The following is a 22,914-nucleotide window of genomic DNA, read 5'->3' as shown; positions in this document are numbered from 1 at the left end:
AATGCCAGGTAAGTTCGAGCTGAAGAAGGCCAAAGACGGCCAGTTCCATTTCAACCTGCTGGCCACCAACGGCCAGGTCATCCTCAGCAGCGAGATGTACAAGGCCAAGGATTCGGCGCTTAACGGCATCGAGTCGGTGAAGAAGAACGCCCAGCGTGAGGGCGCCTTCGAGACCAAGACCTCGAGCAACGACAAACACTACTTCCTGCTCAAGGCCAGCAACGGCCAGGTAGTCGGGCAGAGCCAGATGTATGCCAGCGCCGCCAGTTGCAAGAGCGGTATCGAGTCAGTGCAGAAGAATGCGCCCGATGCGCAAACGGACGACCAGACGGGCTAGTCGACCTGCTTCCTGAACAGATAGAACAGGTTCGGCTCACTGATCAGGTACAGGTTGCCCTCACCATCCGTGGCCACGCCTTCGGCCTGCGGCACACTGCGCTGCAGGCCATGCTGGCCACGTAGCAGAGACAGGGTGCTGATCGGCTTGCCGTCGGTGTCCAGTTCGATCACTAGGCGCGACTCGTCCGACAGCGCCAGCAGATGCCCACTCGCCGCATCGAAATCCAGACTGGAGAGATCGCGCACGAATAGTCGCGCATCGCGCTTCGGGTCGGTATTGACCTGCAGCGCCAGCGGCTTGCTCTCGTCAACATGGGGAAAACCCAGCACCTCGAAGATGCGCACCGGGTCGCGCTCCTTGGCTACCAGCAGACGTTGATTCTGCGCATCGTAGGCCAGCCCCTCGAATCCCTTGTTGCCATTGCGCCCTATCCCCAGGGACAGCTGCTGGAAGTCGGCGGCATCGATCACCCGCGTGACGTCGTCGATGCGCACTTTGACCAGGCGCTGCTCGCGCTCGTCGGCAATCACGTAGACGCCAGGCGCCACGTATTCGATGGCCTCGGGATCACCAAAACCCTGTAGTTCGATAGTGCGCTTGAGTTCACCGTCCAGGCTCATCTCGATCACCTTGGCCGGCTTGTTGGTCACGCTGAACAGGCTGCGGCGATCAGGATCGTAGGTCAGTGCAGACACGTCACGAATGTCTGCAATCGGCTTGGCCTCGATCACCACGCGATAGTCGCCCAGCCACATTGACTGCTCGCGCCACTGTGCACCGTGCTGCCACTCCTGCACGGAAAACCAGACGCGCTCGAACAGCCGATACTGCTGGCCCAGCACAGCACCCACCAACAGCACGAATAACAGCAGGTAAAGCCAGGGGTTGATGGAGAGCAGACGACGCATCATGAAATTCTCTGACTGCCACAGAAAAGCCCGCCACGGGCTAGACGTGGCGGGCGGGCGATTTATTTCGATCAGTTGATCAGTTCAACGCGATCAACATCGACCTCATGGCTGTTCATGTCCTTGTCGACCTCACCGGTCAGACGCACCTTGGCGTTCTCCGAGACTTTCTGCGCCGGCCAGTCTTCGTCGTCGATCTCGACATGGATGGTGCCGGTGGCGTCCTTGAACTCATAGAGTTCGTCCTGCAGGCGCTTGACGATCTGGCCTTCCAGTACGACGTTGGTGTCATCGGCGGCCTGCAGCGCGGCAGATACGGTAGTGACCTGCGGGGTTGCGCCCGGGCCGGTATAACCGGTGGCGAAAGCAGCAGTGCTGAGCAGCGGCAGAACCATCAGAGCGAGAGCGGTACGTTTCATGCTGTGAACCTCGTTGTTCGTAAGTGACGGGGTCAGATTAGTGCCGCTAGCTGAAGCCAGACTGAATCGACGCTTAAGCCAAACTGAATGCCAGGCGCCGCCTCAACCGGCGTTCGCTCGTGGCTTACTGAATCGGTAGAACAGGTTCGGTTCGGCGACGATATAGATGTCGCCATTTTCGTCCACGGCCACACCCTCGGCCTGCTCAATAGCCCGGTCCAGGCCATTGAGCCCACCACTGAGACTGAGAAAGCTGACCGGCTGACCGCGGCGGTCAAGCTCCAGCAGCAGGCGCGATTCGTCGGACAGCACCAGCAGGTGGCCGGTGCGCTCGTCGACGCTCAGCGAAGAAATGTCGCGCAGCCCCAAATTGCCGGCCAGCAGTGGCTGCATCACGCCTGCTGCGCCGTCCTCGCCTGGGAACGGCAGGCTGAACAGCCCCAGCGGACTGCGCTCCTTACCCAGCAGCAGGCTGTGACTGCGCGAGTCCCAGCCCAGCCCTTCGAACCCCTTGTTGCCCGCGTCGGCGAAGCCCAGGTCGAAACCCGGGAAATCTTCGGCATCCAACTCGAGATCGCTATCGCGCAGGGTGAAGGTCGTGAGCTGGCGACGACGTTCGTCGACGATGGCCATGCGGCCGTTGTCCATCATTTCCACACCCTCGGGATCGGCGAAGCCCTTGAGCGAGATGCGGCGCAGAATCTCGCCATCGCGGGACAACTCCACGAGCAGCGGATGCTTGCCGGTGACGGTGAACAGTGTGCCGGTACGCGGGTTGTAGGTCAGCCCAGAGGTTTCGTCCTCTTCCAGCCCGGCCAGGGCCTTGGCCTGCACCACGGCGCGATAGCCGGGCAACCAGACACTGGCGAGACGTTCAGCCAACGGCGTGGAGCGCTCCTGCCACCAGAGCTGAGCGCGATCATCCCAGTGCTGGGTTTGCACCAGCACCCCAGCAGCAAGCAATGTACAGCCGAGCAACCAGTAGCGCGGACGACTCAGGGCAGAACGGAGAGAAGGCATCGGCGGCGGCTCGGCTGCAGGGTAGCAATGCGACATCCGCTGTCGAGGGGAGTTCCGCCGCCCCAGGGCGGCGGTCATTGCTTATAGCACGCGGCTGGTGAAGCGACTGTAACCAACCAGCTCCAGTACCAGCTCGTCACCCTTGTTCAGTGCGCCAACGCCGACCGGCGTACCGGTGAGGATCACGTCACCCGGCTGCAGGGCGAAGTGCCCGGCCATGGCCTGGATCATCGGCACGATGGGGTTGAGCATGTCGCGGCTGTTGCCGTCCTGACGGGTCTCGCCGTTGATCACCAGGCGAATGCCGATATCGCCCAGGTCCTCGATGGCATCGCCCGCTACGAAGGGTGCCAGGACGCACGCGCCGTCGAAGCTCTTGGCGATTTCCCAGGGGTAACCCTTTTCCTTGAGCTTGGCCTGCACGTCGCGCAGGGTCAGGTCGAGCGCCGGGGCGAAGCCGCTGATGGCATCGCGCACTTCCTCGACATCGGGCCTCGATGACAGCGGCTTGCCGATCAGCACGGCGATTTCCGCCTCGTAATGCACCGAACCCCGATCATCGGGAATGGCGAAACCGCCATCGAGCGGCACCACACAGGAGCCCGGTTTGATGAACAGCAGCGGTTCGGTGGGCACCGGGTTGTTCAGTTCCTTGGCGTGCTCGGCGTAATTGCGGCCGATGCAAACGACCTTGCCAAGGGGAAAGTGGACGGTGGTACCGTCGACGTACTGGTGCTGATAGCTCATCACCGACTCCTGTGTTGTTGGTATTGTGGATATCCCGGCTTGTGGCCGGTCACGTACCTTAACCGACGCGCGGCCAGATACGAAAACGCCCGCTTGATGGCGGGCGTCTGCGTCGATCAGGCGAAGATCTTGCCGGGGTTCATGATGCCGTTGGGGTCGAACACGGCCTTGATCGCCTTCATGTAGGCAATCTCTGCCGCCGAGCGGCTGTACTGCAGGTAATCACGCTTGGTCATGCCGACACCATGCTCGGCGCTGATCGAACCGTTGTACTTCTCGACGATCTCGAACACCCACTTGTTGACCACCGCGCACTTGGCGAAGAAGTCTTCCTTGGCCAGCGCTTCGGGCTTGAGGATGTTCAGGTGCAGGTTGCCGTCGCCGATATGGCCGTACCAGAGCACGTCGAAGTCCGGGTAGTTGGTCGAGACGATATCGTCGATATCCTTGAGGAAGGCCGGTACCTGGCCGACGGTCACGGAGATGTCGTTCTTGTACGGTGTCCAGTGGCTGATGGTTTCGGAGATGTATTCGCGCAGCTTCCACAGGTTCTGCAGTTGCTGCTCGCTCTGGCTCATCACCCCATCGAGCACCCAGCCTTGCTCGACGCAGTGCTCGAAGGTGGCCAGGGCTTCGTTGGCCACGTCCTCGTTCAGCGCTTCGAACTCCAGCAGGGCGTAGAACGGCGTGCGGCTTTCGAACGGTGCCGGTACGTCACCACGGCCGAGGATCCTCTCCAGGCAGCGGTCGGAGAAGAACTCGAAGGCGGTCAGGTCGAGCTTGCCCTGGAAGGCATGCAGCACCGGCATGATCGAATCGAAATCCGGCGTGCCCAGAACCATCGCGGTGAGGTTCTTCGGCGCGCGCTCCAGGCGCATGGTGGCTTCGACGACGAAGCCCAGGGTGCCTTCGGCGCCGATGAACAGTTGGCGCAGGTCATAGCCGGTGGCGTTCTTGATCAGATCGCGGTTGAGTTCCAGCAGCTCGCCGGTGCCGGTGACCACTTTCAGACCGGCGACCCAGTTGCGGGTCATGCCGTAGCGAATCACCTTGATACCGCCGGCATTGGTGCCAATATTGCCGCCAAGCTGGCTCGAACCGGACGAAGCGAAATCCACCGGGTAGTACAGCCCCTTCTCTTCGGCGAACAGTTGCAGCTGCTTGGTCACCACACCTGGCTGGCAGACCACGGTACGGTCGTATTCATTGAACTCGACGATGCGGTTCATGTAGTCGAACGACACCACCACCTCGCCATTGGCGGCCACGGCAGCGGCGGACAACCCGGTACGGCCACCGGAAGGCACCAGGGCAATCTTGTGCTGATTGGCCCAGCGCACGATGGCCTGCACCTGCTCGGTGGTTTTGGGGAAGACGATGGCCGACGGCGCGGGGGTGTACTGCTTGGTCCAGTCCTTGCCGTAGGTTTCCAGGGAATCGGCATCGGTCAGCACCTTGCCGGGCTCAACCAGGGTCTTCAGCTCTTCGATCTGGGCGGGGGTGGTCATCTACGAAACTCTCAAAGGATTCATGGTCGCCCTGAGAACCATTCAGGTCGCAACCGAGCATTGAAAAAGGCGAACATGCTAGCATACGCACCCCGTGAATCGAGACGTGCAGCGATCTGCGGGCACTGGCTGATTTTCTCAGCCCTTCCCTGACATTCTTCTGTGGGACACAGGTACTCCGATGAGCAAGACCTCTCTCGAAAAGAGCAAGATCAAGTTCCTTCTTCTCGAAGGCGTGCACCAGAACGCCGTAGACACCCTGAAGGCCGCCGGTTACACCAACATCGAGTACCTCAAGACCGCCCTGTCAGGCGCTGAGCTGAAAGAGAAGATCGCCGACGCCCACTTCATCGGCATTCGTTCGCGCACCCAACTGACCGCCGAAGTCTTCGACTGTGCGAAGAAACTGGTCGCCGTCGGCTGCTTCTGCATCGGCACCAACCAGGTCGACCTGGATGCCGCCCGCGAGCGCGGCATCGCCGTGTTCAACGCACCCTACTCCAACACCCGCTCGGTGGCCGAGCTGGTGCTGGCCGAGGCCATCCTGCTGCTGCGCGGCATCCCCGAGAAGAACGCCTCCTGCCACCGTGGTGGCTGGATCAAGTCGGCGGCCAACTCCTTCGAGATCCGTGGCAAGAAACTCGGCATCATCGGCTACGGTTCCATCGGCACCCAACTCTCGGTCCTGGCCGAAGCGCTGGGCATGCAGGTGTACTTCTACGACACCGTGACCAAGCTGCCGCTGGGCAATGCCACGCAGATCGGCAGCCTGCACGAGCTGCTGGGCCTGGCCGACATCGTCTCGCTGCACGTACCGGAGCTGCCGTCCACCCAGTGGATGATCGGTGAGAAGGAAATCCGCGCCATGAAGCAGGGCGCCATCCTGATCAACGCCGCCCGCGGCACCGTGGTCGAGCTGGATCACCTGGCCCAGGCGATCAAGGACGAGCACCTGATCGGCGCCGCCATCGACGTGTTCCCGGTCGAGCCCAAGTCCAACGAAGACATCTTCGAAAGCCCGCTGCGCGGCCTGGATCGCGTGATCCTCACCCCGCACATCGGCGGTTCGACTGCCGAAGCCCAGGCCAACATCGGCCTGGAAGTGGCCGAGAAGCTGGTCAAGTACAGCGACAACGGCACCTCGGTGTCCTCGGTCAACTTCCCCGAAGTGGCCCTGCCGGCCCATGCTGGCAAGCACCGCCTGCTGCACATCCACGAGAACGTGCCGGGTGTGATGAGCGAGATCAACAAGGTGTTCGCCGACAACGGCATCAACATCTCCGGCCAGTTCCTGCAGACCAACGACAAGGTCGGCTACGTGGTGATTGACGTCGACGCCGAGTACTCGGATCTGGCGCTGGAGAAGCTGCAGCAGGTGCATGGCACCATCCGCAGCCGCGTGCTGTTCTAAGCGGCAGGCGGATATGAAAAGGGCGACCCTCGGGTCGCCCTTTTTCGTCTGGATGGGTGTAAATCCGCGCTACAGAATCACTTCACGGTCACGCTGATCTTCTCGGACATCACCGGCGGATCCAGCGGCACGTGATTCTTGTCTCCCACCAGCAATTGCAGGGTGTGCTTGCCCGGCGGCAGGGTCAGCTCGGTTTCGGTCTGGCCCTTGCCGAAGTGGCGGATGGCGTCGGTCATCGGCAGCGGCGCGTTCATCGCAGGCGGCGAATCGACATCAATCAGCAGATGATGGTGCCCGGTAGCCGGAGCATCGACACCAGCCGGCGCCACGCCCATGCCCTTGAGGCCGAACTTCACGGTAAAGGTCTGGCCGACCGTCGCGCCGTTGGCTGGCTCGATGAAGTACACCTTGGCGCCTTCCGGTGCGGGCGTGCGCGGCATGTCGGCCCAAGCGGTAGCGCTGGCACCCAGCAGCAAGGCCGCACAGAGGGAAATGGTATTCAGGGTTCGGGTCATCACAGCGTCCTCGAGCAAGGCAGAGAACGATGGACTCTAAACCGCGCCAGTCGTTCCCGCTTCGCTCTCAAGTGCCTGCAGGGCACGTCGCGCCTCGCCGAATTGCTGCTCGTTGAACACCTGCACACCAGCACGACGCAGCAGCGCGGCGGTGACGCCCTCGCCCGCGACCCGGACGCCGCTGAAGCTGCCGTCATAGTTCTCCAGATTGCCGCACGAAGGGCTGCGCGCCTTGAGCAGAGCCAGCCGGATGCCGTGCTCGCGAACCAACGCCAGCGCCTGCTCGGCGCCGTCGACGAAGGCAGTGGTAACGTCCTCGCCATCGATCGTCAGCACTGGCAAGCGGCCATCCAGCACGGCGCCACCCTGGCCGCCATGGATCTCCGCCGGCGGGCGCGGCGTGGGCAAACCACCCGCCACTTCCGGGCACAGCGCCACCACCCGCCCCTCACCCAGCCATTGCTGAAGCAGGTCGAAGGGGCCGTGGGCTCCGCCGTCGTAACGCACCCGATGCCCGAGCAGGCAGCGGCTGACCAATATCTTCTGCATCGACGTTCTCCATTGACCGCATCAGGGTAACCGCCGGTAACAACGCCGTCAGCCCTTGATTAGACAACCTTCGAATCGTCCACGAAGCCCGAATCACGCGCCCTCGCGGCCTATCCTTCGGCGGGAAGCGATCCCGCCCCATGGCGTTGCGAACAAGCCCCGGCCAGACTTGCGCAGCCAACCAGGGAGGTTCCCGTCCATGTCCAAGCCGCTTCGTACGTCGTTCATGCCGCTGCTGTGCAGCGCGGCGCTGCTCGTCCCCTCAGCCCAGGCAGCAATGCAGGCGCTGGAGGATGAAAGCCTGAGCCAGATCAGCGGCCAGGCCGGGATCACCATCCGCCTCGACCTGATGGCGCGCATCGACGAAATACGCTGGCAGGACGACGGCGGCAGCCTGTCGCTGCGCAACGTGAAGATCGACAACGGCTGCCTCAAGCCCAGTGATTGCGATGGCTATGCCCTGGGCCCTGCTCAATTAGGCGCAAGCGTACCGATTCTGGGCCTGGAGGTGCCGACCCTGGAGGTGGATGTGGTCAAGGGCAGCAACGGCCAGAGCCAGCTGCAACTGAAACTGCCCAACCTGACGGCGATCAACCAGCAACTCGGCCCGCTGGGCAAGCTGGTGATCCGTGCGCGAGTGGCCAGCGACGTCTATATCGGCAATGGCAACATCGGCAATGTTGCCCTGCGCGATCTGCGCGACATCAACGGCACCATCAAGATCTGGGGCCACTGAACAGGACAGCGGGCCTTACAGCACGTCCGTGCCGCGGCGCCTGAACCAGCCAGTGAGTGACAGTCGCTCGCGGGTGGCTGGCAGCACTTCGTGAGGCATGTCGCCGGACAGAAACAGCGCCAGGGTGCCGGCCTGGGGCAGCACGTCATGTTCGCGGCCATCACTCAGATACAGGCGCAAGGCCCCGCCCTGCTCGGCCTGCCAGTTATCGTTCAGATACAACACGGCCGACACCGCGCGCCGATCATCGTCGCGAAAGCGGTCGAGATGACGCAGGTAGAAAGCCCCCGGCTCGTAGCAGGCGAAATGACACTCGTAGTCCTCCAGGCCGAGAAACAACTCCTGATTCAGAGCCTGGCGCAGACCATCCATCAGTTGCAGGTACTGGTCACAGGCGCCGTTCTGACCCGGTTCCAGCCATTGGATGCGATCACCGCGAATCCCTTCCTGCACCTGCTGGGCGCTGCCACGCCCCACGCTGGCGGCGCTCAGCTCGCCGCGGCGCTCCCGCTTACGGCACTCCGCGGCCAGTTCATGGGTCAGACCCTCAGGGGCGAACAACGCCCGTTGCGACCAGCCCTGGCTGGCGAGGTCGTCGATAAGGCTGGAAAAGGGGTCTTGCTGGCGGGCTTCGGTCATGGCGGCGATTGTACAGCGCCGGATAGCCACTAGACATAGCTCGACAAGCCCCTTTCAGCCACCGAAAATAGCCGGCCGCAGCACCCTGCGGCCGGCTCGGAAAGTTTGCCAAGGAGTTCTCGATGCGCGTCCTGTTTGCCCTGCTGCTGATTGGCCTGACCTTGCCGGCCCTGGCCGACGATCACCTGCGCCTCTATCAGGCTGCCGGCTGGCCGCAACAGCGCGAACATTTCAACCAGGCACTCGACGCCGCCCAGCAGCGCTACCGCAGCACCCTGCCACCGGCGGTATTCCAGGCCCTGGTGGATAACAGCAATCGCCGCTTCGCCGCAGCCGCCATCGATCAACGCGCGCAGCACAGCTTGCGCATGCAACTGACCGACCCGCAACCGGCGCTGGCCTTCTTCGAATCCGCGCTGGGCCGCAAGATCGTCGCTGCCGAAACGCTGGCGACACGCAGCGATCAGCTGGCCAAGTACGCCAATGGCCTGCCGCGTACCGACGCCGATGCCACCCGTCGCCTGCTGATTCGCCACCTGGCCCAGGCCATTCCCGCCAAGGAGGCTGGCGCCGAAGTCAGCCTGGCCCTGGCCGGCGTGGCTGCCGACAGCCTCAGCCAGATGATCCCCGGCCTGCTCGGCGGCGCTCAGGCTCAGGGGCTGCTCAATGGCCAGCGCGAGCGCCTGATGACGCAGATCGAGCAGGACCTCGACAACACCCTGCTGCACGTCTATCGCGACCTGAGCGACCCGGAGTTGGAACAGTTCGTCGAATTTGCCCAGTCCGATGCCGGCAAGGCCTATTACCAGGCTGCCCTGCGAGCGCTGCGTGCCGGCCTGGCCGTGGGCATGAGCAGCAACGAGCTGGAGCCGGCACCGCAGGGCATCTGATCAACCAGGCGCGCTATTGCAGGCGCTCGCGCAGAAAATCGAAGTAGCGCCGGCGCAGCGCCTCGTTCTCATTGGCCAGGTGGTGGCGCGCTTCGCTCAGGCGCAAGATCTGCGGCTGATGGAACTTGTCCTGCAGCACCTCGAGGTTGTAGTGCCAGTCCACCGTCATGTCCGCCTCGCCCTGCACGATCAGCGGGCTGTGCTGGCTACGTCCGGCCGCCTCGATGTACGGCACCCACTTGGCCAGCGCACCGACCCAGGCCGTCGGCAGGCTGCGCGCCTGCAGGGGGTCGAGATTGTGCACGAAGTCGATGAAGGTGGCGTCGCTGGAGTTCTCACTGAAACGCCGTGGAATCTCACGAACGAACGGGCTGAGCACCCGATAGCTGAGCTTCGACCAGCCCCAGGCGCGCGGCCGAACCAGCGGCGCCAGGAGGATGCTCTGCCCCAGCTCGGGACGCGTACCGTCGGCGAGCAGATAATCCAGGGCAATCGCAGCGCCCGTGCTCTGCCCACAGAGATGCCAGGGGCTTGGCAGACCCAGCTCGCCGGCCTGCTCGAACAGGCCGGCAAGCACCTGCTGATACTCGGCGAAATCGCCGATGCTGGCGCGTGCACCGCTGGACAGCCCGTGCCCAGGCAGGTCGCAGGCGAGCACCGCGAAGTTCATGCTCAGCGCCCAGTCGACCACATGCCGGTACAAGCCCATGTGATCGTAATAACCGTGCAGCAACAGCAGCGTGCCGCGCGGTTCGGCCGGCGCCCACAGCTGCACGGCAATCTGGTAGCCGGCAGCGTTGAAGCTGCCGAGGCGGTTGTCCAGGCCGGCAAAGCGCGCTGCCAGGTCGAAGCCATAGAAGCTGCGATAAGCCTGCAGCACGGGCAAATCCAGGCGCGCTGCGGCCAAGGGTCGCAGCAGAAGGCGCAGTCGATCGGGCTGAAACGGCTCTGACATTGGGCTTTCCATAGGTTGCGCGAGGCGCGCGGGTAAATTCGGCGCCCTCTCCTCGAATGCTGCGATATTCAGCTGCCAGGCGCATCGTGGCAAGCTACACGCCCTTTTAAAGCCCGGCCCGCCCCATGCCCCGCCTGTCACGCAAGAACCTGCTCATCGCCCTGCTCGCCCTGGCTTGGCTGGTCGGCATGCTGCTCGCCTATCGCTGGTTCGAAACGCGTTACCTGCGCACCTTCGACGAGCGTGCAGCGGTGTTCTCCGGCGCCGAGCTGCAACTGCCCGCCGAACTGAGCGGCCCCGGCGCGATCCGCCTGGTGCACTTCTGGGACCCGGCCTGCCCGTGCAACGTCGGCAACCAGCAACACCTGGCCGAACTGATCGAGCACTACGCGCCGCGAGGCGTGCAATTTCACGTCGTACAGAAGCCCGGCAGCCAGGGCCGCCTGCCCGCCGAGCTGGCCGCGCTGCAAACCATCGACGAGCTGCCCGGCAGTGCCAACCTGCCGGCCAGCCCCGCCGTGGCGATCTGGGACAAGCAGGGCCAACTGGCCTACTTCGGCCCCTACAGCGAAGGCCTGGTCTGCAATTCCAGCAACAGTTTCATCGAGCCCATACTCGAAGCGCTTGAGGCTGGGCGCAAAGTGGCTGCCAGCAACACCCTGGCGGTAGGCTGCTTCTGCGAATGGGCCAAGCCCGACGCCGACTGACGAACCTCAGCCACGCCCGCGTGGCGTGCCACCCTGCCAGCGGCGGAACGCCCGGTAGAACGGCGACAGCTCGGCAAAGCCGCACGCCCGCGCCACTTCACGCACACCCAGGCCCTGATCCAGCAGGCGCAACGCGCGCAAGCGCCGCACCTCGTCGTGCAATGCGCGAAAACTGCTGCCCTGCTCGCTCAGCGAGCGCTGCAAGGTACTGCGCGGGCTGCCCAGCGCCACTGCACAAGCCTCCAGGCTGCAGGTCGTCGCGCCCAGATTGACCTCGAGCCAGTAGCGCACCCGCACCAGCAGCTGGTTCTCCAGCAATCCGGCCAACTGCTTCTCGGCCTCCTCGCTGAGCACCTCGAACAAGCGCGGGCTGGCACTGCGCGAGGGCCGCGAGAGCGACGCACGCGACAGGATCAGCACATCGTGTGGCTGCGAGAAGCGCGGTTCGACACCGAGCAGGCGGCGATGCTCGGCCAACCTGCGCGGCGCGCGATGGCGAAACTCCACGCCCAGCAGCGGCAACTCGCCGCCTGCAGACGCCAGCATCTTGCTCAACAGCACGGCCAGACACTCCATCTGCTGACGCAACGAGCCAACCTCGCGGTAGTTGAGATCGATCACCAGACGCACTTCATCGCCCTGTTCCTCCAGCCTGGCGGCAAAGCCACCGGAAAGGATGTGCTGGAAGCGCACGAAGGCCTGCAGGCCCTGGCGCAGATCGCGCGCCGCCAGCAGCAGGTAGCCGACCACGTCCATGGGCCGTGGCTGCATCACCTCGCCCAGGTGCAGGCCGATGTCGACATCCCCGCTGATTCCCTCCAGCGCCTGCCAGAAGCGCGGCGCATTGTCGTGCTCCTCTCGCGCCTCCAGCAACGGAGCCGCCAGCGCCACACCGGCATAGGCGCGGCGGTAGGTATCGGTAGGGTCGAACCCCAATGCGGCCAGCGCCTCGTAGAGCAGGCGGCGCAAGGTCGAAGAGTGGGTGAGTGCGACGAAGGCGTTGTCGACCATGGCAGACTCAGACAGATATTGACCATAGACTTTCAACATTGAGGCATAAGGTCAATGCCGGCACGCAGGCACCCGCGCAAAATGCTCGCTCGCTTGCCCCACAACAATAAGGATCGCTCGATGAAACGCTCGCTGACCGCCCTTGCCCTGGTGATTGCCGCCGCGGCTGGCGGCCTGACCTGGTACCTGCACGACAAGCAACCGCAGCGCGACGGCGAGCAGGTACTCGCGGCCCTGCAGGCGCCGGTCACGGTCGACTACGACGAACGCGGCGTGCCGCACATCCGCGCCGAGAACGAGGCGGACATGTACCGCGCCCTGGGTTTCGTGCATGCCCAGGATCGTCTGTTCCAGATGGAGCTGCTCAGGCGCCTGGCGCGCGGCGAGCTGGCCGAGGTGCTCGGCGAAAAGCTGGTCCCCACTGATCGTCTGTTCCGCACCCTGGAAATCGGCCGCCATGCCGATGCCTACGCGGCCCGCCTGGATCCCGCCAGCCCGTCCACCCAGGCATTGCTGCACTACCTCGAAGGGGTCAACCAGTACCAAGCCAGCCGGCCACGCCCGCTGGAGTTCGACCTGCTGGGCATCGAACCGCGCCCCTTCACCCTGGCAGACACCCTGAGCGTCGCCGGTTACATGGCCTACAGCTTCGCGGCCGCACTGCGCACCGAACCGCTGATGACGCATATCCGCAACGAACTGGGTGCGGACTACCTCAAGGTCTTCGACCTCGACTGGCACCCACAGGGCGTAATCGGCCCTTCCCTGGCCGCCAATGACTGGAAGGACCTGTCCGCCCTGGCCCAGCTCAGCAACAGCGCCTTACAAGGCACTGGCCTGCCGCAGTTCGAAGGCAGCAACGCCTGGGCGCTGTCCGGCAGCCGCACCGCCAGTGGCAAACCGCTGCTGGCGGGCGATCCGCACATTCGCTTCTCGCTGCCGGCAGTCTGGTACGAAGCCCACCTGCAGGCGCCCGGCTACGAGCTGTACGGTTACCACCACGCGCTGATCCCCAGCGCCATGCTCGGCCACAACCGTGATTTCGCCTGGAGCCTGACGATGTTCCAGAACGACGATCTCGACCTGATCGCCGAGCGCGTCAACCCGAACAATCCCGAGCAGGTCTGGTACCGCGGCAAGTGGGTCGATCTCCAACAGCGTACCGAGAGCATCCGGGTCAAAGGCGCCGAGCCGGTGCAGATCACCCTGCGCCGCTCACCGCACGGCCCGATCATCAACGATGCCCTGGGCCAGACCAGCGGCAGCACGCCGATCGCCATGTGGTGGGCCTTCCTGGAGACCGACAACCCGCTCCTCGACGCCTTCTACCAGCTGAACCGCGCCGACAGCCTGGACAAGGCGCGCGCCGCCGCCGAAAAGATCGAAGCGCCCGGCCTCAACGTGGTCTGGGCCAATGCCGCTGGCGATATCGGCTGGTGGGCGGCCGCCAAACTGCCGCTGCGCCCGAGCGGGGTCAATCCGACCTTCATTCTCGACGGTGCCAGCAGCGAAGCGGACAAGCTCGGCTACCAGCCATTCAGCGCCAACCCACAGGAAGAGAACCCGCAGCGCGGCTACATCGTCTCGGCCAATTACCAACCGGTGCCGGCCAGCGGCATCGAGATTCCCGGCTACTACAACCTGCCTGACCGTGGCCAGCGCCTGAACCAGCGCCTGAGCGATGCCTCGGTGAAATGGGACCTGCACAACAGCCAGGCCCTGCAGCTCGATACCGGTAGCGACTACCCCAAACGGGTGCTGACCCCGATCCTCGACGAGTTGCGCGCCGCCGCTCAGGGCGAGCAGGAACAAGCCATGGTGCAGGCCTTGGCCGACTGGAACGGCGAGCATCCGCTGGACTCGGTGAGCGCCACCCTGTTCAGCCAGTTGCTCTATCAACTGGCCCACGAGGCCATGGCCGATGAACTGGGCGATGCCTTCTTCGACAGCCTGCTGCAAAGCCGCGCGCTCGACATCGCCCTGCCGCGCCTGACAGCTGATGCGACTTCGCCCTGGTGGCGGCGCCAGGGTGGCAGCGGCGAGGAGACCCGCGCACAGATCGTCGCCGACGCCTGGCGTGCCAGCCTGGCGCACCTGCACGCGCAGTTCGGTGATGACCCCGCCGATTGGCAATGGGGGCGCGCCCATACCCTGACCCACAGCCACCCGCTGGGCCAGCAACAGCCGCTGGCCTGGTTGCTGAATGCCGGCCCGTTCGCCGCGCCGGGTAGCCACGAAGTGCCGGACAACCTCTCGCACAAGATCGGCCCAGCGCCCTGGCCAGTGGTCTACGGCCCCTCGACCCGACGCCTGATCGACCTGGCCGATGCCAGCACGGCGCTCGGCGGCAACCCCGTGGGCCAGAGCGGCGTCCCCTTCGACCCACACTACGCCGACCAGGCCGCCGGTCACGTGCTCGGCGTATACCGTCCACAACACCTGAGCGCCGAGGATGTGACGGCCAACAGCCAGGGCACGCTCAGGCTGCTGCCACGCTAAGCACTGCCCGGCCTGCGCACGCTGCGTCGCAACGACCAGCGTGCACCATGCAGCCGGGCAGCGCCGTTCACCGCGTGGTGCGCCGCCGGTGCATCACGCTGCACACTGGTGCACGTCTCCCGCAACGAACGCCTCGCTGCGCCCGCCTGCCCTCCGCAAAGCCCAGGAAACAAGGGCTTCACGTCCATGTAAGAAAACTGGCACACGCCCTGCATAGGCTTAAGCAACTCAAGTTTCGGGGGCCTTGGTACAGGCAGGCTGGGGAATCCCCTTCTTTATTTGACGTGATCACCACGTCACAAGCGGCGCCACCGCTCATTCGAGAGCACGCAGCTACCCGTTTCGGGGACCTTGGTACAGGCAGGCCGGGGGATCCCCACTTTATTCGACGCGCTCGCCGCGTCACGACCAGCGCCACCGCTCATTGCAGAGCCCGGCGCTGCCCGTTTCGGGGACCTTGGTACAGGCAGGCCGGGGATCCCTTCTTTATTCGACGCGCTAGCCGCGTCACAACTGGCGCCATCGCTCATCCCAGAGCGCAGCGCTGCCCGTTTCGGGGACCTTGGTACAGGCAGGCCGGGGGATCCCCTTCTTTATTCGGGACGCAGTGCCAGTCGCGCACGCCAACGTCCATCCTCTTGTGCACCGCGCCACTCCCCGTCCAGCGGACGGGGCGAGACCAGCACCAGCAGCAGATCCCTTCCGTCGCGCTCCACACGCCAGTTCACCAGGCCCAGCGGCAGTTTGAGCTGGCCATCGCGCACCCGCCCGTAGGCATCCTCGTAGCGATACACCAGAGCGCCGTCGACATGCTCGACGCGAGCTTGTGGCTCACGGTTGAGCCAGAGCTGCAGCCCCTGCTCCCAGGGTTCGACGTCCTCGATATGAATGCGCGGCGGCTCGAACAGACGCCCGAGCATGACCCCGACAAGGAAGGCGATCAGCATCACCGACGCCATAAAACGCCAGCGCAAACGCGGCCGTGGATCTTCTGGCGGCGTAGAATGGCGCTCGTCCCAGTGCTCGGAGTGCTGCATGTTCCACGTCATCCTCTTTCAACCGGAAATACCGCCCAATACCGGCAACATTATCAGGCTGTGCGCCAACAGCGGCTGTCAGCTGCACCTGATCGAGCCACTGGGCTTCGAGCTGGACGACAAGCGCCTGCGCCGCGCCGGCCTGGATTACCACGAATACGCCACGCTCAAGCGCCATCCGGACCTGCCGAGCTGCCTCGACAGCCTTGGCCAGCCGCGCCTGTTCGCCTTCACCACCAAGGGCTCGCAGCCGTTCCATGAGGTCGCCTACCAGCCCGGTGACGCCTTCCTGTTCGGCCCGGAAAGCCGCGGCCTGCCCGAGGACGTGCGCAATGCCCTGCCACCCGAGCAGCGTGTGCGCCTGCCGATGCGCGCCGGTTGCCGCAGCCTGAACCTCTCCAACACCGTGGCCGTGACCGTTTACGAAGCCTGGCGACAAAACGGCTTCGCCGACGCCGAGTAAGGCGCCAGACGGACACAAAAAAGCGCCCCGCGGGGCGCTTTTTCATGCAACCGAGCCGCGCTTAGTGAGCGGTGGTTTCACCGGACTGCTGCATGCGCTGCAGTTCCTGGGCGTACAGCGCGTCGAAGTTCACCGGCGACAGCATCAGCGCCGGGAACGAGCCACGGATCACCAGGCTGTCCAGCGCTTCACGGGCATACGGGAACAGGATGTTCGGGCAGAACGCGCCGAGGGTGTGGCTCATCGAAGCGGCGTCCAGGCCCTTGATCAGGAAGATGCCTGCCTGCTGAACCTCAGCGATGAAGGCGACTTCTTCGCCGTTCTTCACGGTTACCGACAGGGTCAGCACGACCTCATGGAAGTCGCCGTCCAGAGCTTTCTGGCGGGTGTTCAGATCCAGGCCAACGCTCGGCGTCCACTCCTGACGGAAGATTTCCGGGCTCTTCGGCGCTTCGAAGGACAGGTCCTTGACGTAGATGCGCTGCAGGGAGAATTGCGGGTTCTGCGAATCGTCAGCAGCTGCGCCGCTGATGGCTTGCTCGGTCATGGCGTTTGCCTTCCTTAAAGTTGAGTGTTCAAGCGGGGCTCTGCAGCAGCGCATCGAGCTTACCGGCGCGCTCCAGGGCATAGAGGTCGTCACAACCACCCACGTGGGTGCTGCCGATCCAGATTTGCGGTACCGAGGTGCGCCCGGCCTTGCGGGTCATCTCCGCGCGAATGGTCGGCTGGCCGTCAACGCGGATTTCCTCGAAGTCCACCCCTTTGCTGGCCAGGAGCTGCTTGGCCCGCATGCAGTAGGGGCACCAGTCGCTGGAGTAGACGACCACGCTGGCCATGTCACTTCACCAGCGGCAGGTTGTCGCCACGCCAGGTAGCGATGCCACCGGACAGCTTGGCGGCGGTGAAACCGGCCTTCTTCAGTTCGCGGGCGATGCTGCCGGCGTGCTGACCCATGGCGTCGACCACGACGATGGTCTTGGCCTTGTGCTTCTCCAGCTCGGCAATGCGCGTAACCACCTTGTCATAGGGGATGTGCAGCGAATCGACGATATGGCCTGCGGAGAAGTCCTTCTGCGCACGTACGTCGAGCACCACGCCCTGGTCGCTGTTGACCAGCGCGGTGAGCTCGCGGCTGGACAGGCTCTGCCCGCCCTTGCGCATTTCGGTGATGATCAGCAACACCAGCAGAACGGCGAACATTCCACTCAGTAGATAGTGGTTGGTGATGAATTCAATCAGGTGAGCGAGCATCTATAGGACCCAGGGCGGTAAAATGCCGGCCAGTATACACAGCCCCACAGGTCGGCCAAACCCCGTCCGGCAGTGACGCGCCAGGCGCTTGGCCCTAAAATGCCGGGCTGTTCCATTGCCCCCTCAGACGCAGAGCGAGCCAGTTTAATGAGTGCCACGCCAAAACCCTTGGTTCTGATCATCCTCGACGGCTTCGGTCACAGCGACAAACCCGAGTACAACGCCATCTACGCCGCCAACACGCCGGTCTACGACCGCCTGCGTGCCACCTACCCGCACGGCCTGATCTCCGGCAGCGGCATGGATGTCGGCCTGCCGGACGGACAGATGGGCAACTCGGAGGTCGGCCACATGAACCTCGGTGCAGGGCGTGTGGTGTACCAGGATTTCACCCGCGTGACCAAGGCGATCCGCGACGGCGAATTCTTCGATAATGCGACCATCAACCAGGCCGTGGACAAGGCCGTGGCCGCCGGCAAGGCCGTGCACATCCTCGGCCTGCTCTCCGATGGCGGCGTGCACAGCCATCAGGATCACATCGTCGCCATGGCCGAGCTGGCCGCCAAGCGCGGCGCCGAGAAGATCTACCTGCACGCCTTCCTCGATGGCCGCGACACGCCGCCCAAGAGCGCGCAGTCGTCCATCGAACTGCTCGACGCCGCCTTCGCCCGCCTCGGCAAGGGTCGCATCGCCAGCCTCACCGGCCGCTACTTCGCCATGGACCGCGACAACCGCTGGGATCGTGTCGAGCAGGCCTACCACCTGATCGTCGACGGCGCCGGCCAGTTCAACGCCGCCAGCGCAGTCGAAGGCCTGCAGGCCGCCTACGAGCGCGGCGAGAGCGACGAGTTCGTCAAGGCCACCACCGTCGGCACGCCGGTGCAGGTCGAGGACGGCGACGCCGTGGTGTTCATGAACTTCCGCGCCGACCGCGCCCGCGAACTGACCCGCGCCTTCGTCGAGCCGGGCTTCAAGGAATTCGAGCGTAAACGCGCGCCGCAGGTCGGCTTCGTCATGCTCACCCAGTACGCGGCGAGCATCAAAGCGCCCAGCGCCTTCGCTCCGGAAGCGCTGACCAACGTGCTCGGCGAATACCTGGCCAAAAACGGCAAGACCCAACTGCGCATCGCCGAGACCGAGAAATACGCTCACGTCACCTTCTTCTTCTCTGGCGGCCGCGAAGAGCCGTTCGAGGGCGAAGAGCGCATCCTGATTCCGTCGCCGAACGTCGCCACCTACGACCTCAAGCCGGAAATGAGCGCACCGGAAGTCACCGACAAGATCGTCGATGCCATCGAAAACCAGCGCTATGACGTGATCATCGTCAATTACGCCAACGGTGACATGGTCGGCCACACCGGCGTGTTCGAGGCAGCGGTCAAGGCCGTGGAAACTCTCGACACCTGCGTCGGCCGCATCGCCGAGGCACTGGACAAGGTTGGCGGCGAAGCGCTGATCACCGCCGACCACGGCAACGTCGAGCAGATGGAAGACGAGTGCACCGGCCAGGCGCACACCGCCCACACCTGCGAACCGGTGCCGTTCATCTACGTTGGCAAGCGCCCGGCACGCATCCGCGAAGGCGGCGTACTGGCCGACGTGGCGCCGACGCTGCTCACGCTGATGGGCCTCGAACAGCCAGCCGAAATGACCGGCAAGACCATCGTCGAGCTGCAGTAATCGACAGAAAACAAGAAACGCCCCGCGCCATAAGGCCTGGGGCGTTTTTTTTGCCCGGCAGCGCGGGCATACTAGGCCTCAATTCGCCCTCCGGTGTCGCCTCGCCCATGCTTCGCATCCTCGTCCTGATTCTGCTCAGCAGCCTGATCGCTCCGGCCATCGCCGATCAGCGTGCCGATACCCAGCGCCAGCTGGAAGCCGCACGCCAGGACGTCGCCGAGCTGAAGAAGCTGCTGGAGAAACTGCAGCAGGAGAAATCCGGCGTGCAGCAGCAGTTGAAGAAGACCGAGACCGAGATGGGCGAGCTGGAAAGCCAGGTCAAGGACCTGCAGCACGAGCTCAAGGACAGCGAGCAGGAAATCCAGCGCCTGGATCAGGAGAAAAAAAAACTCCAGAGCGCGCGCACTGAACAGCAGCGACTGATTGCCATCCAGGCGCGGGCCGCCTATCAGAGCGGGCGCCAGGAGTATGTCAAGTTGCTGCTCAACCAGCAGAACCCGGAAAAGTTCTCGCGCACCCTGACCTATTACGACTACCTCAGCCAAGCCCGCCTCGAACAGCTCTCGGCCTTCAACGAGACCCTGCGCCAGCTGGCCAACGTCGAGCAGGAAATCACCAGCCACCAGGCCCAGCTACAGGCGCAGAAGGCCGGTCTGGATGAGCGTCACGCCAAGCTCGCCGAGGCGCGCAAGGAACGCCAGCAAGCCCTGGCCAAGCTCAACCGCGACTTCGCCAGCCGTGATCAGCGCCTCAAGGCGCGTCAGCAGGAGCAGGCCGAACTGGGGCGCGTGCTGAAGACCATCGAAGAGACACTGGCCCGTCAGGCCCGCGAAGCCGAGGAGGCACGCAAGCGCGCCCTGGCCGCCCAGAAGACCGAGCAGGCACGCCCAGGCAGTCAGCCAAGCGGCCCACTGGTGACCTCCGGCGCCGTCTATGGCGGGCCTTTCGCCAGCGCGCGAGGTAAGCTGCCGTGGCCGGTCGATGGCCGATTGGTAGCACGCTACGGAACCCCTCGCGGCGGCGACGCTCGTACTAAATGGGACGGCGTGCTGATCGGCGCGCCGGCCGGCAGTCAGGTACGCGCCGTGCATGGTGGGCGAGTGGTATTCGCCGACTGGTTGCGTGGCGCCGGTCTGTTGGTCATTCTCGACCATGGCAACGGTTATCTGAGCCTGTACGGCCACAACCAGAGCCTGCTCAAGAGTGCCGGAGACGTGGTCAAGGCCGGCGACCCCATCGCCACCGTTGGTAGCAGCGGTGGCCAGGAAACATCGGCGCTGTACTTCGCCATTCGCCAGAACGGCCGTCCGAGTGATCCGGCACAATGGTGCCGCGCGCAGGGATAAGCGCTTTATCCATTTAGGAGTTGTGTTCATGCCCCATCGCTTTCGCCCCACCTGCCTGGCTCTGGCCCTCGGGCTGCTGCTTGGCACTCCAGCCCTGCAAGCTGCCGAGCCTGCCCCCGCGCCGGCACCGGCGGCGAGCAGCAAGGCCCCGCTGCCACTGGATGAACTGCGCACTTTTGCCGAGGTGATGGACCGCATCAAGGCCGCCTATGTCGAGCCGGTCAGCGACAAGACCCTGCTGGAAAATGCCATCAAGGGCATGCTCAGCAATCTCGACCCGCACTCGGCCTACCTCGAGCCGGAAGCCTTCGCTGAACTGCAGGAAAGCACCAGCGGCGAATTCGGCGGCCTGGGCATCGAGGTCGGCATGGAAGACGGCTTCGTCAAGGTGGTATCGCCCATCGATGACACGCCCGCCTCGAAAGCCGGCATCCAGCCTGGCGACCTGATCGTCAAGATCGACGGCCAACCGACCAAGGGCCTGTCGATGATGGAAGCCGTCGACAAGATGCGCGGCAAGGCCGGCAGCAAGATCGAGCTGACCCTGGTGCGTGATGGCGGTCGCCCGTTCGACCTGACTCTGACCCGCGCCGTGATCAAGGTGCGCAGCGTGAAGAGCCAGATGCTCGAAGACGGCTACGGCTATCTGCGTATCTCGCAATTCCAGGTCAACACCGGCGAGGAAGTCGGCAAGGCACTGACCAAGTTGCGCCAGGAGAATGGCAACAAGAAGCTGAGCGGCCTGGTCATGGACCTGCGCAACAACCCGGGCGGTGTGCTGCAGGCTGCGGTGGAAGTGGCCGACCACTTCCTCAAGAGCGGGCTGATCGTCTACACCGAAGGCCGCCTGGCCAACTCCGAACTGCGCTTCAACGCCGATCCGGCCGACGCCAGCGAAGGCGTGCCGCTGGTGGTGCTGATCAACGGTGGCAGTGCCTCGGCCTCGGAAATCGTCGCGGGCGCTCTGCAGGATCACAAACGTGCGGTGCTGATGGGTACCGACAGCTTCGGCAAGGGTTCGGTACAGACCGTGCTGCCGCTGAACAACGACCGCGCGCTGAAACTGACCACGGCGCTGTACTTCACCCCCAACGGTCGCTCGATCCAGGCTCAGGGCATCATCCCCGACATCGAGGTGGCACGTGCCAAGCTCACCCGCGAGCAGGACAGCGAAGGCATCAAGGAAGCCGACCTGCAGGGTCACCTGGGCAATGGCAATGGCGGTGCCGATCGCCCCAGCCGTGGCGCCCAGGCTGCGCGTACGGATCGCCCGCAGGACGACGACTACCAGCTGAGCCAGGCACTCAACCTGCTCAAGGGCCTGAGCGTCACGCGCGGCAACTGAGACAAGCAGGCAATACGAAAAAAGCCCGGACAACTGTCCGGGCTTTTTCTTGTCTTCCGTAGCGTGTCGCGGGACGCCGAGGTGAAGCGCACCGGGGCTGGCACCAGCGTCACGGCTGCTGCGCCCGGCCCACGCTGCGGTTTTCGCAACCGCAGATGATTACAGGTAGTTCTCGGTAATGTCGTCGATGAAGCCGTCGGCACGCATCTGGTCCAGTGCCTTCTGCAGACGCTCGACCACTTCGTCCGGAGTGTCCTTGTTCAGCGCCAGGTACAGCTCGGCGTCATTGAAGCGCAGCACGGTGTTGAGGCCGCTGACGTCTTCCTGCTTGGCCAGGTAGCGGCCGACCGGGTCGGTGGTGGCCCACAGGTCGATCTGCCCGCGCACCAGCTTCTTCACGTTCTCCTGGTCACGCAGGGCGTTGAGTGGCTCCAATCCCTGGCTTTCCAGATGCTGGCTGACCGCATCGTTCTTGTAGGCGCCGACGCGGTACTTGGCAGCGTCCTTGAGGCTCGACACCTTGATATCGTTACCCGGCGCAGCGAGCAGCACCCAGCCGGTCTTGGCCAACGGCCCCACCCACTTGAACAGCGGTTTGCGCTCCTCGGTATAGGTGGTGGAGAACAGGCCGTAGTTGGGCTTGTCCAGGGTCAAGCGATAGAGACGATCCCAGGGGAAGCGCAGAGTCAGGGTGTAATCGATGCCGGCACGCTTGAACATTTCGCGCACGATGTCAGCACTGATGCCGTCGATCGAGTCATCTCGGGCAAAATTCTTGTCATCGATCGCCATGTTGAACGGCGGGAAATTCTCGGTCAGCAGGATTACCTTGTAATCGCGCGGCAGTTCCGCATGAGCGATACCAGCACCTAGGCACAGTGCCAAAAGCAGACGTTGACTCAGTTTCTTCAGCATAAGAGCGACTCCCCAGACTTCAT

Annotated in this window: 25 protein-coding genes; 10 read left to right on the top strand and 15 right to left on the bottom strand. The window is 64.1% G+C overall.

Annotation, left to right across the window (positions count from 1 at the left end; translation table 11 throughout):
* The first annotated feature begins 1 nt into the window (after window position 1).
* Window positions 2-337 (top strand): YegP family protein, encoded by a 336-nt coding sequence (locus tag PCLY_RS13335; protein WP_061240132.1) that lies wholly within the window; start codon window positions 2-4, stop codon window positions 335-337.
* Here PCLY_RS13335 and PCLY_RS13330 read toward each other — a convergent pair.
* From PCLY_RS13330 to PCLY_RS13310, 5 genes are all read right to left on the bottom strand, one after another.
* Window positions 334-1,248 carry an SdiA-regulated domain-containing protein gene (locus tag PCLY_RS13330; protein ID WP_061240246.1) on the bottom strand — a complete coding sequence of 305 codons (915 nt, stop codon included), beginning with the start codon at window positions 1,246-1,248 and terminating at the stop codon, window positions 334-336. The genes PCLY_RS13335 and PCLY_RS13330 overlap by 4 nt on opposite strands.
* Before the next feature lie 71 nt (window positions 1,249-1,319).
* Window positions 1,320-1,667 carry a NirD/YgiW/YdeI family stress tolerance protein gene (locus PCLY_RS13325; protein ID WP_061240131.1) on the bottom strand — a complete coding sequence of 116 codons (348 nt, stop codon included), beginning with the start codon at window positions 1,665-1,667 and terminating at the stop codon, window positions 1,320-1,322.
* A gap of 102 nt (window positions 1,668-1,769) precedes the next feature.
* The gene (locus tag PCLY_RS13320; protein WP_061240245.1) at window positions 1,770-2,687 is read right to left on the bottom strand and encodes an SdiA-regulated domain-containing protein; all 918 of its coding nucleotides are present in this window, start codon (window positions 2,685-2,687) and stop codon (window positions 1,770-1,772) included.
* 81 nt (window positions 2,688-2,768) lie between these two features.
* The gene (locus PCLY_RS13315; protein ID WP_061240130.1) at window positions 2,769-3,434 is read right to left on the bottom strand and encodes a fumarylacetoacetate hydrolase family protein; all 666 of its coding nucleotides are present in this window, start codon (window positions 3,432-3,434) and stop codon (window positions 2,769-2,771) included.
* A 116-nt stretch (window positions 3,435-3,550) separates the two neighbouring features.
* A complete protein-coding gene (locus PCLY_RS13310; protein WP_061240129.1) occupies window positions 3,551-4,942 on the bottom strand; it encodes an FAD-binding oxidoreductase in 1,392 nt (463 codons plus the stop codon).
* Between the two features lie 181 nt (window positions 4,943-5,123).
* Here PCLY_RS13310 and serA point away from each other — a divergent pair, with 181 nt between their 5' ends.
* Window positions 5,124-6,353 (top strand): phosphoglycerate dehydrogenase, encoded by a 1,230-nt coding sequence (gene serA, locus PCLY_RS13305; protein ID WP_061240128.1) that lies wholly within the window; start codon window positions 5,124-5,126, stop codon window positions 6,351-6,353.
* Between the two features lie 77 nt (window positions 6,354-6,430).
* Here serA and PCLY_RS13300 read toward each other — a convergent pair whose 3' ends face one another.
* Both PCLY_RS13300 and PCLY_RS13295 read right to left on the bottom strand, forming a co-directional pair.
* Complete coding sequence (locus PCLY_RS13300; RefSeq protein ID WP_061240127.1) at window positions 6,431-6,868, bottom strand: DUF4399 domain-containing protein; 438 nt, start codon at window positions 6,866-6,868, stop codon at window positions 6,431-6,433.
* 36 nt (window positions 6,869-6,904) lie between these two features.
* Window positions 6,905-7,417: a 2-thiouracil desulfurase family protein gene (locus PCLY_RS13295; protein ID WP_061240126.1), complete on the bottom strand. Its 513-nt coding sequence runs from the start codon at window positions 7,415-7,417 to the stop codon at window positions 6,905-6,907.
* A 199-nt stretch (window positions 7,418-7,616) separates the two neighbouring features.
* Between PCLY_RS13295 and PCLY_RS13290 the strand changes: the two genes are divergently transcribed.
* Complete coding sequence (locus PCLY_RS13290) at window positions 7,617-8,153, top strand: DUF6160 family protein (RefSeq protein WP_061240125.1); 537 nt, start codon at window positions 7,617-7,619, stop codon at window positions 8,151-8,153.
* 15 nt (window positions 8,154-8,168) lie between these two features.
* Here the strand turns inward: PCLY_RS13290 and PCLY_RS13285 are convergent, their stop codons facing one another.
* The gene (locus PCLY_RS13285; RefSeq protein ID WP_061240124.1) at window positions 8,169-8,792 is read right to left on the bottom strand and encodes a 2OG-Fe(II) oxygenase; all 624 of its coding nucleotides are present in this window, start codon (window positions 8,790-8,792) and stop codon (window positions 8,169-8,171) included.
* Window positions 8,793-8,914: 122 nt separating this feature from the next.
* Here PCLY_RS13285 and PCLY_RS13280 point away from each other — a divergent pair, with 122 nt between their 5' ends.
* Window positions 8,915-9,682: a hypothetical protein gene (locus PCLY_RS13280; RefSeq protein WP_061240123.1), complete on the top strand. Its 768-nt coding sequence runs from the start codon at window positions 8,915-8,917 to the stop codon at window positions 9,680-9,682.
* Window positions 9,683-9,695: 13 nt separating this feature from the next.
* Here PCLY_RS13280 and bipL read toward each other — a convergent pair whose 3' ends face one another.
* Window positions 9,696-10,637 (bottom strand): phospholipase BipL, encoded by a 942-nt coding sequence (bipL, locus tag PCLY_RS13275; RefSeq protein ID WP_061240122.1) that lies wholly within the window; start codon window positions 10,635-10,637, stop codon window positions 9,696-9,698.
* Window positions 10,638-10,762: 125 nt separating this feature from the next.
* Between bipL and PCLY_RS13270 the strand changes: the two genes are divergently transcribed.
* Complete coding sequence (locus PCLY_RS13270) at window positions 10,763-11,344, top strand: DUF6436 domain-containing protein (protein ID WP_061240121.1); 582 nt, start codon at window positions 10,763-10,765, stop codon at window positions 11,342-11,344.
* Between the two features lie 6 nt (window positions 11,345-11,350).
* On the opposite strand, the gene PCLY_RS13265 is transcribed toward PCLY_RS13270, so the two are convergent.
* Window positions 11,351-12,355 (bottom strand): AraC family transcriptional regulator, encoded by a 1,005-nt coding sequence (locus tag PCLY_RS13265; protein WP_061240120.1) that lies wholly within the window; start codon window positions 12,353-12,355, stop codon window positions 11,351-11,353.
* Window positions 12,356-12,475: 120 nt separating this feature from the next.
* Between PCLY_RS13265 and PCLY_RS13260 the strand changes: the two genes are divergently transcribed.
* Window positions 12,476-14,854 carry a penicillin acylase family protein gene (locus tag PCLY_RS13260; RefSeq protein ID WP_061240119.1) on the top strand — a complete coding sequence of 793 codons (2,379 nt, stop codon included), beginning with the start codon at window positions 12,476-12,478 and terminating at the stop codon, window positions 14,852-14,854.
* A gap of 593 nt (window positions 14,855-15,447) precedes the next feature.
* On the opposite strand, the gene PCLY_RS13255 is transcribed toward PCLY_RS13260, so the two are convergent.
* The gene (locus PCLY_RS13255; protein ID WP_061240118.1) at window positions 15,448-15,891 is read right to left on the bottom strand and encodes a hypothetical protein; all 444 of its coding nucleotides are present in this window, start codon (window positions 15,889-15,891) and stop codon (window positions 15,448-15,450) included.
* Here PCLY_RS13255 and trmL point away from each other — a divergent pair.
* Window positions 15,890-16,354: a tRNA (uridine(34)/cytosine(34)/5-carboxymethylaminomethyluridine(34)-2'-O)-methyltransferase TrmL gene (gene trmL, locus PCLY_RS13250; RefSeq protein WP_061240117.1), complete on the top strand. Its 465-nt coding sequence runs from the start codon at window positions 15,890-15,892 to the stop codon at window positions 16,352-16,354. The two genes, PCLY_RS13255 and trmL, sit on opposite strands and share 2 nt — an antisense overlap.
* A gap of 61 nt (window positions 16,355-16,415) precedes the next feature.
* On the opposite strand, the gene secB is transcribed toward trmL, so the two are convergent.
* Genes secB through PCLY_RS13235 form a run of 3 tightly spaced genes read right to left on the bottom strand, consistent with a single transcriptional unit; the run spans window position 16,416 to window position 17,605 of the window.
* Window positions 16,416-16,901 (bottom strand): protein-export chaperone SecB, encoded by a 486-nt coding sequence (gene secB, locus PCLY_RS13245; RefSeq protein WP_061240115.1) that lies wholly within the window; start codon window positions 16,899-16,901, stop codon window positions 16,416-16,418.
* Between the two features lie 28 nt (window positions 16,902-16,929).
* Window positions 16,930-17,190 (bottom strand): glutaredoxin 3, encoded by a 261-nt coding sequence (gene grxC, locus PCLY_RS13240; protein WP_061240113.1) that lies wholly within the window; start codon window positions 17,188-17,190, stop codon window positions 16,930-16,932.
* A 1-nt stretch (window position 17,191) separates the two neighbouring features.
* Window positions 17,192-17,605: a rhodanese-like domain-containing protein gene (locus PCLY_RS13235; protein WP_061240111.1), complete on the bottom strand. Its 414-nt coding sequence runs from the start codon at window positions 17,603-17,605 to the stop codon at window positions 17,192-17,194.
* Between the two features lie 147 nt (window positions 17,606-17,752).
* Between PCLY_RS13235 and gpmI the strand changes: the two genes are divergently transcribed.
* From gpmI to PCLY_RS13220, 3 genes are all read left to right on the top strand, one after another.
* Complete coding sequence (gene gpmI / locus PCLY_RS13230; RefSeq protein ID WP_061240109.1) at window positions 17,753-19,285, top strand: 2,3-bisphosphoglycerate-independent phosphoglycerate mutase; 1,533 nt, start codon at window positions 17,753-17,755, stop codon at window positions 19,283-19,285.
* Between the two features lie 107 nt (window positions 19,286-19,392).
* A complete protein-coding gene (locus tag PCLY_RS13225; RefSeq protein ID WP_061240107.1) occupies window positions 19,393-20,631 on the top strand; it encodes a murein hydrolase activator EnvC family protein in 1,239 nt (412 codons plus the stop codon).
* A gap of 28 nt (window positions 20,632-20,659) precedes the next feature.
* Window positions 20,660-21,976 carry a S41 family peptidase gene (locus PCLY_RS13220; protein ID WP_061240105.1) on the top strand — a complete coding sequence of 439 codons (1,317 nt, stop codon included), beginning with the start codon at window positions 20,660-20,662 and terminating at the stop codon, window positions 21,974-21,976.
* A gap of 159 nt (window positions 21,977-22,135) precedes the next feature.
* Here the strand turns inward: PCLY_RS13220 and PCLY_RS13215 are convergent, their stop codons facing one another.
* Window positions 22,136-22,891: a substrate-binding periplasmic protein gene (locus PCLY_RS13215; protein ID WP_061240103.1), complete on the bottom strand. Its 756-nt coding sequence runs from the start codon at window positions 22,889-22,891 to the stop codon at window positions 22,136-22,138.
* Window positions 22,892-22,914: the final 23 nt, after the last annotated feature.

This window comes from Ectopseudomonas composti (genome assembly GCF_001567565.1).
In the GTDB taxonomy this organism is placed as follows: domain Bacteria; phylum Pseudomonadota; class Gammaproteobacteria; order Pseudomonadales; family Pseudomonadaceae; genus Aquipseudomonas; species Aquipseudomonas composti_A.
Note: the sequence above shows the minus strand (reverse complement) of the source record. Positions and strands in the feature narration are given on the sequence as shown.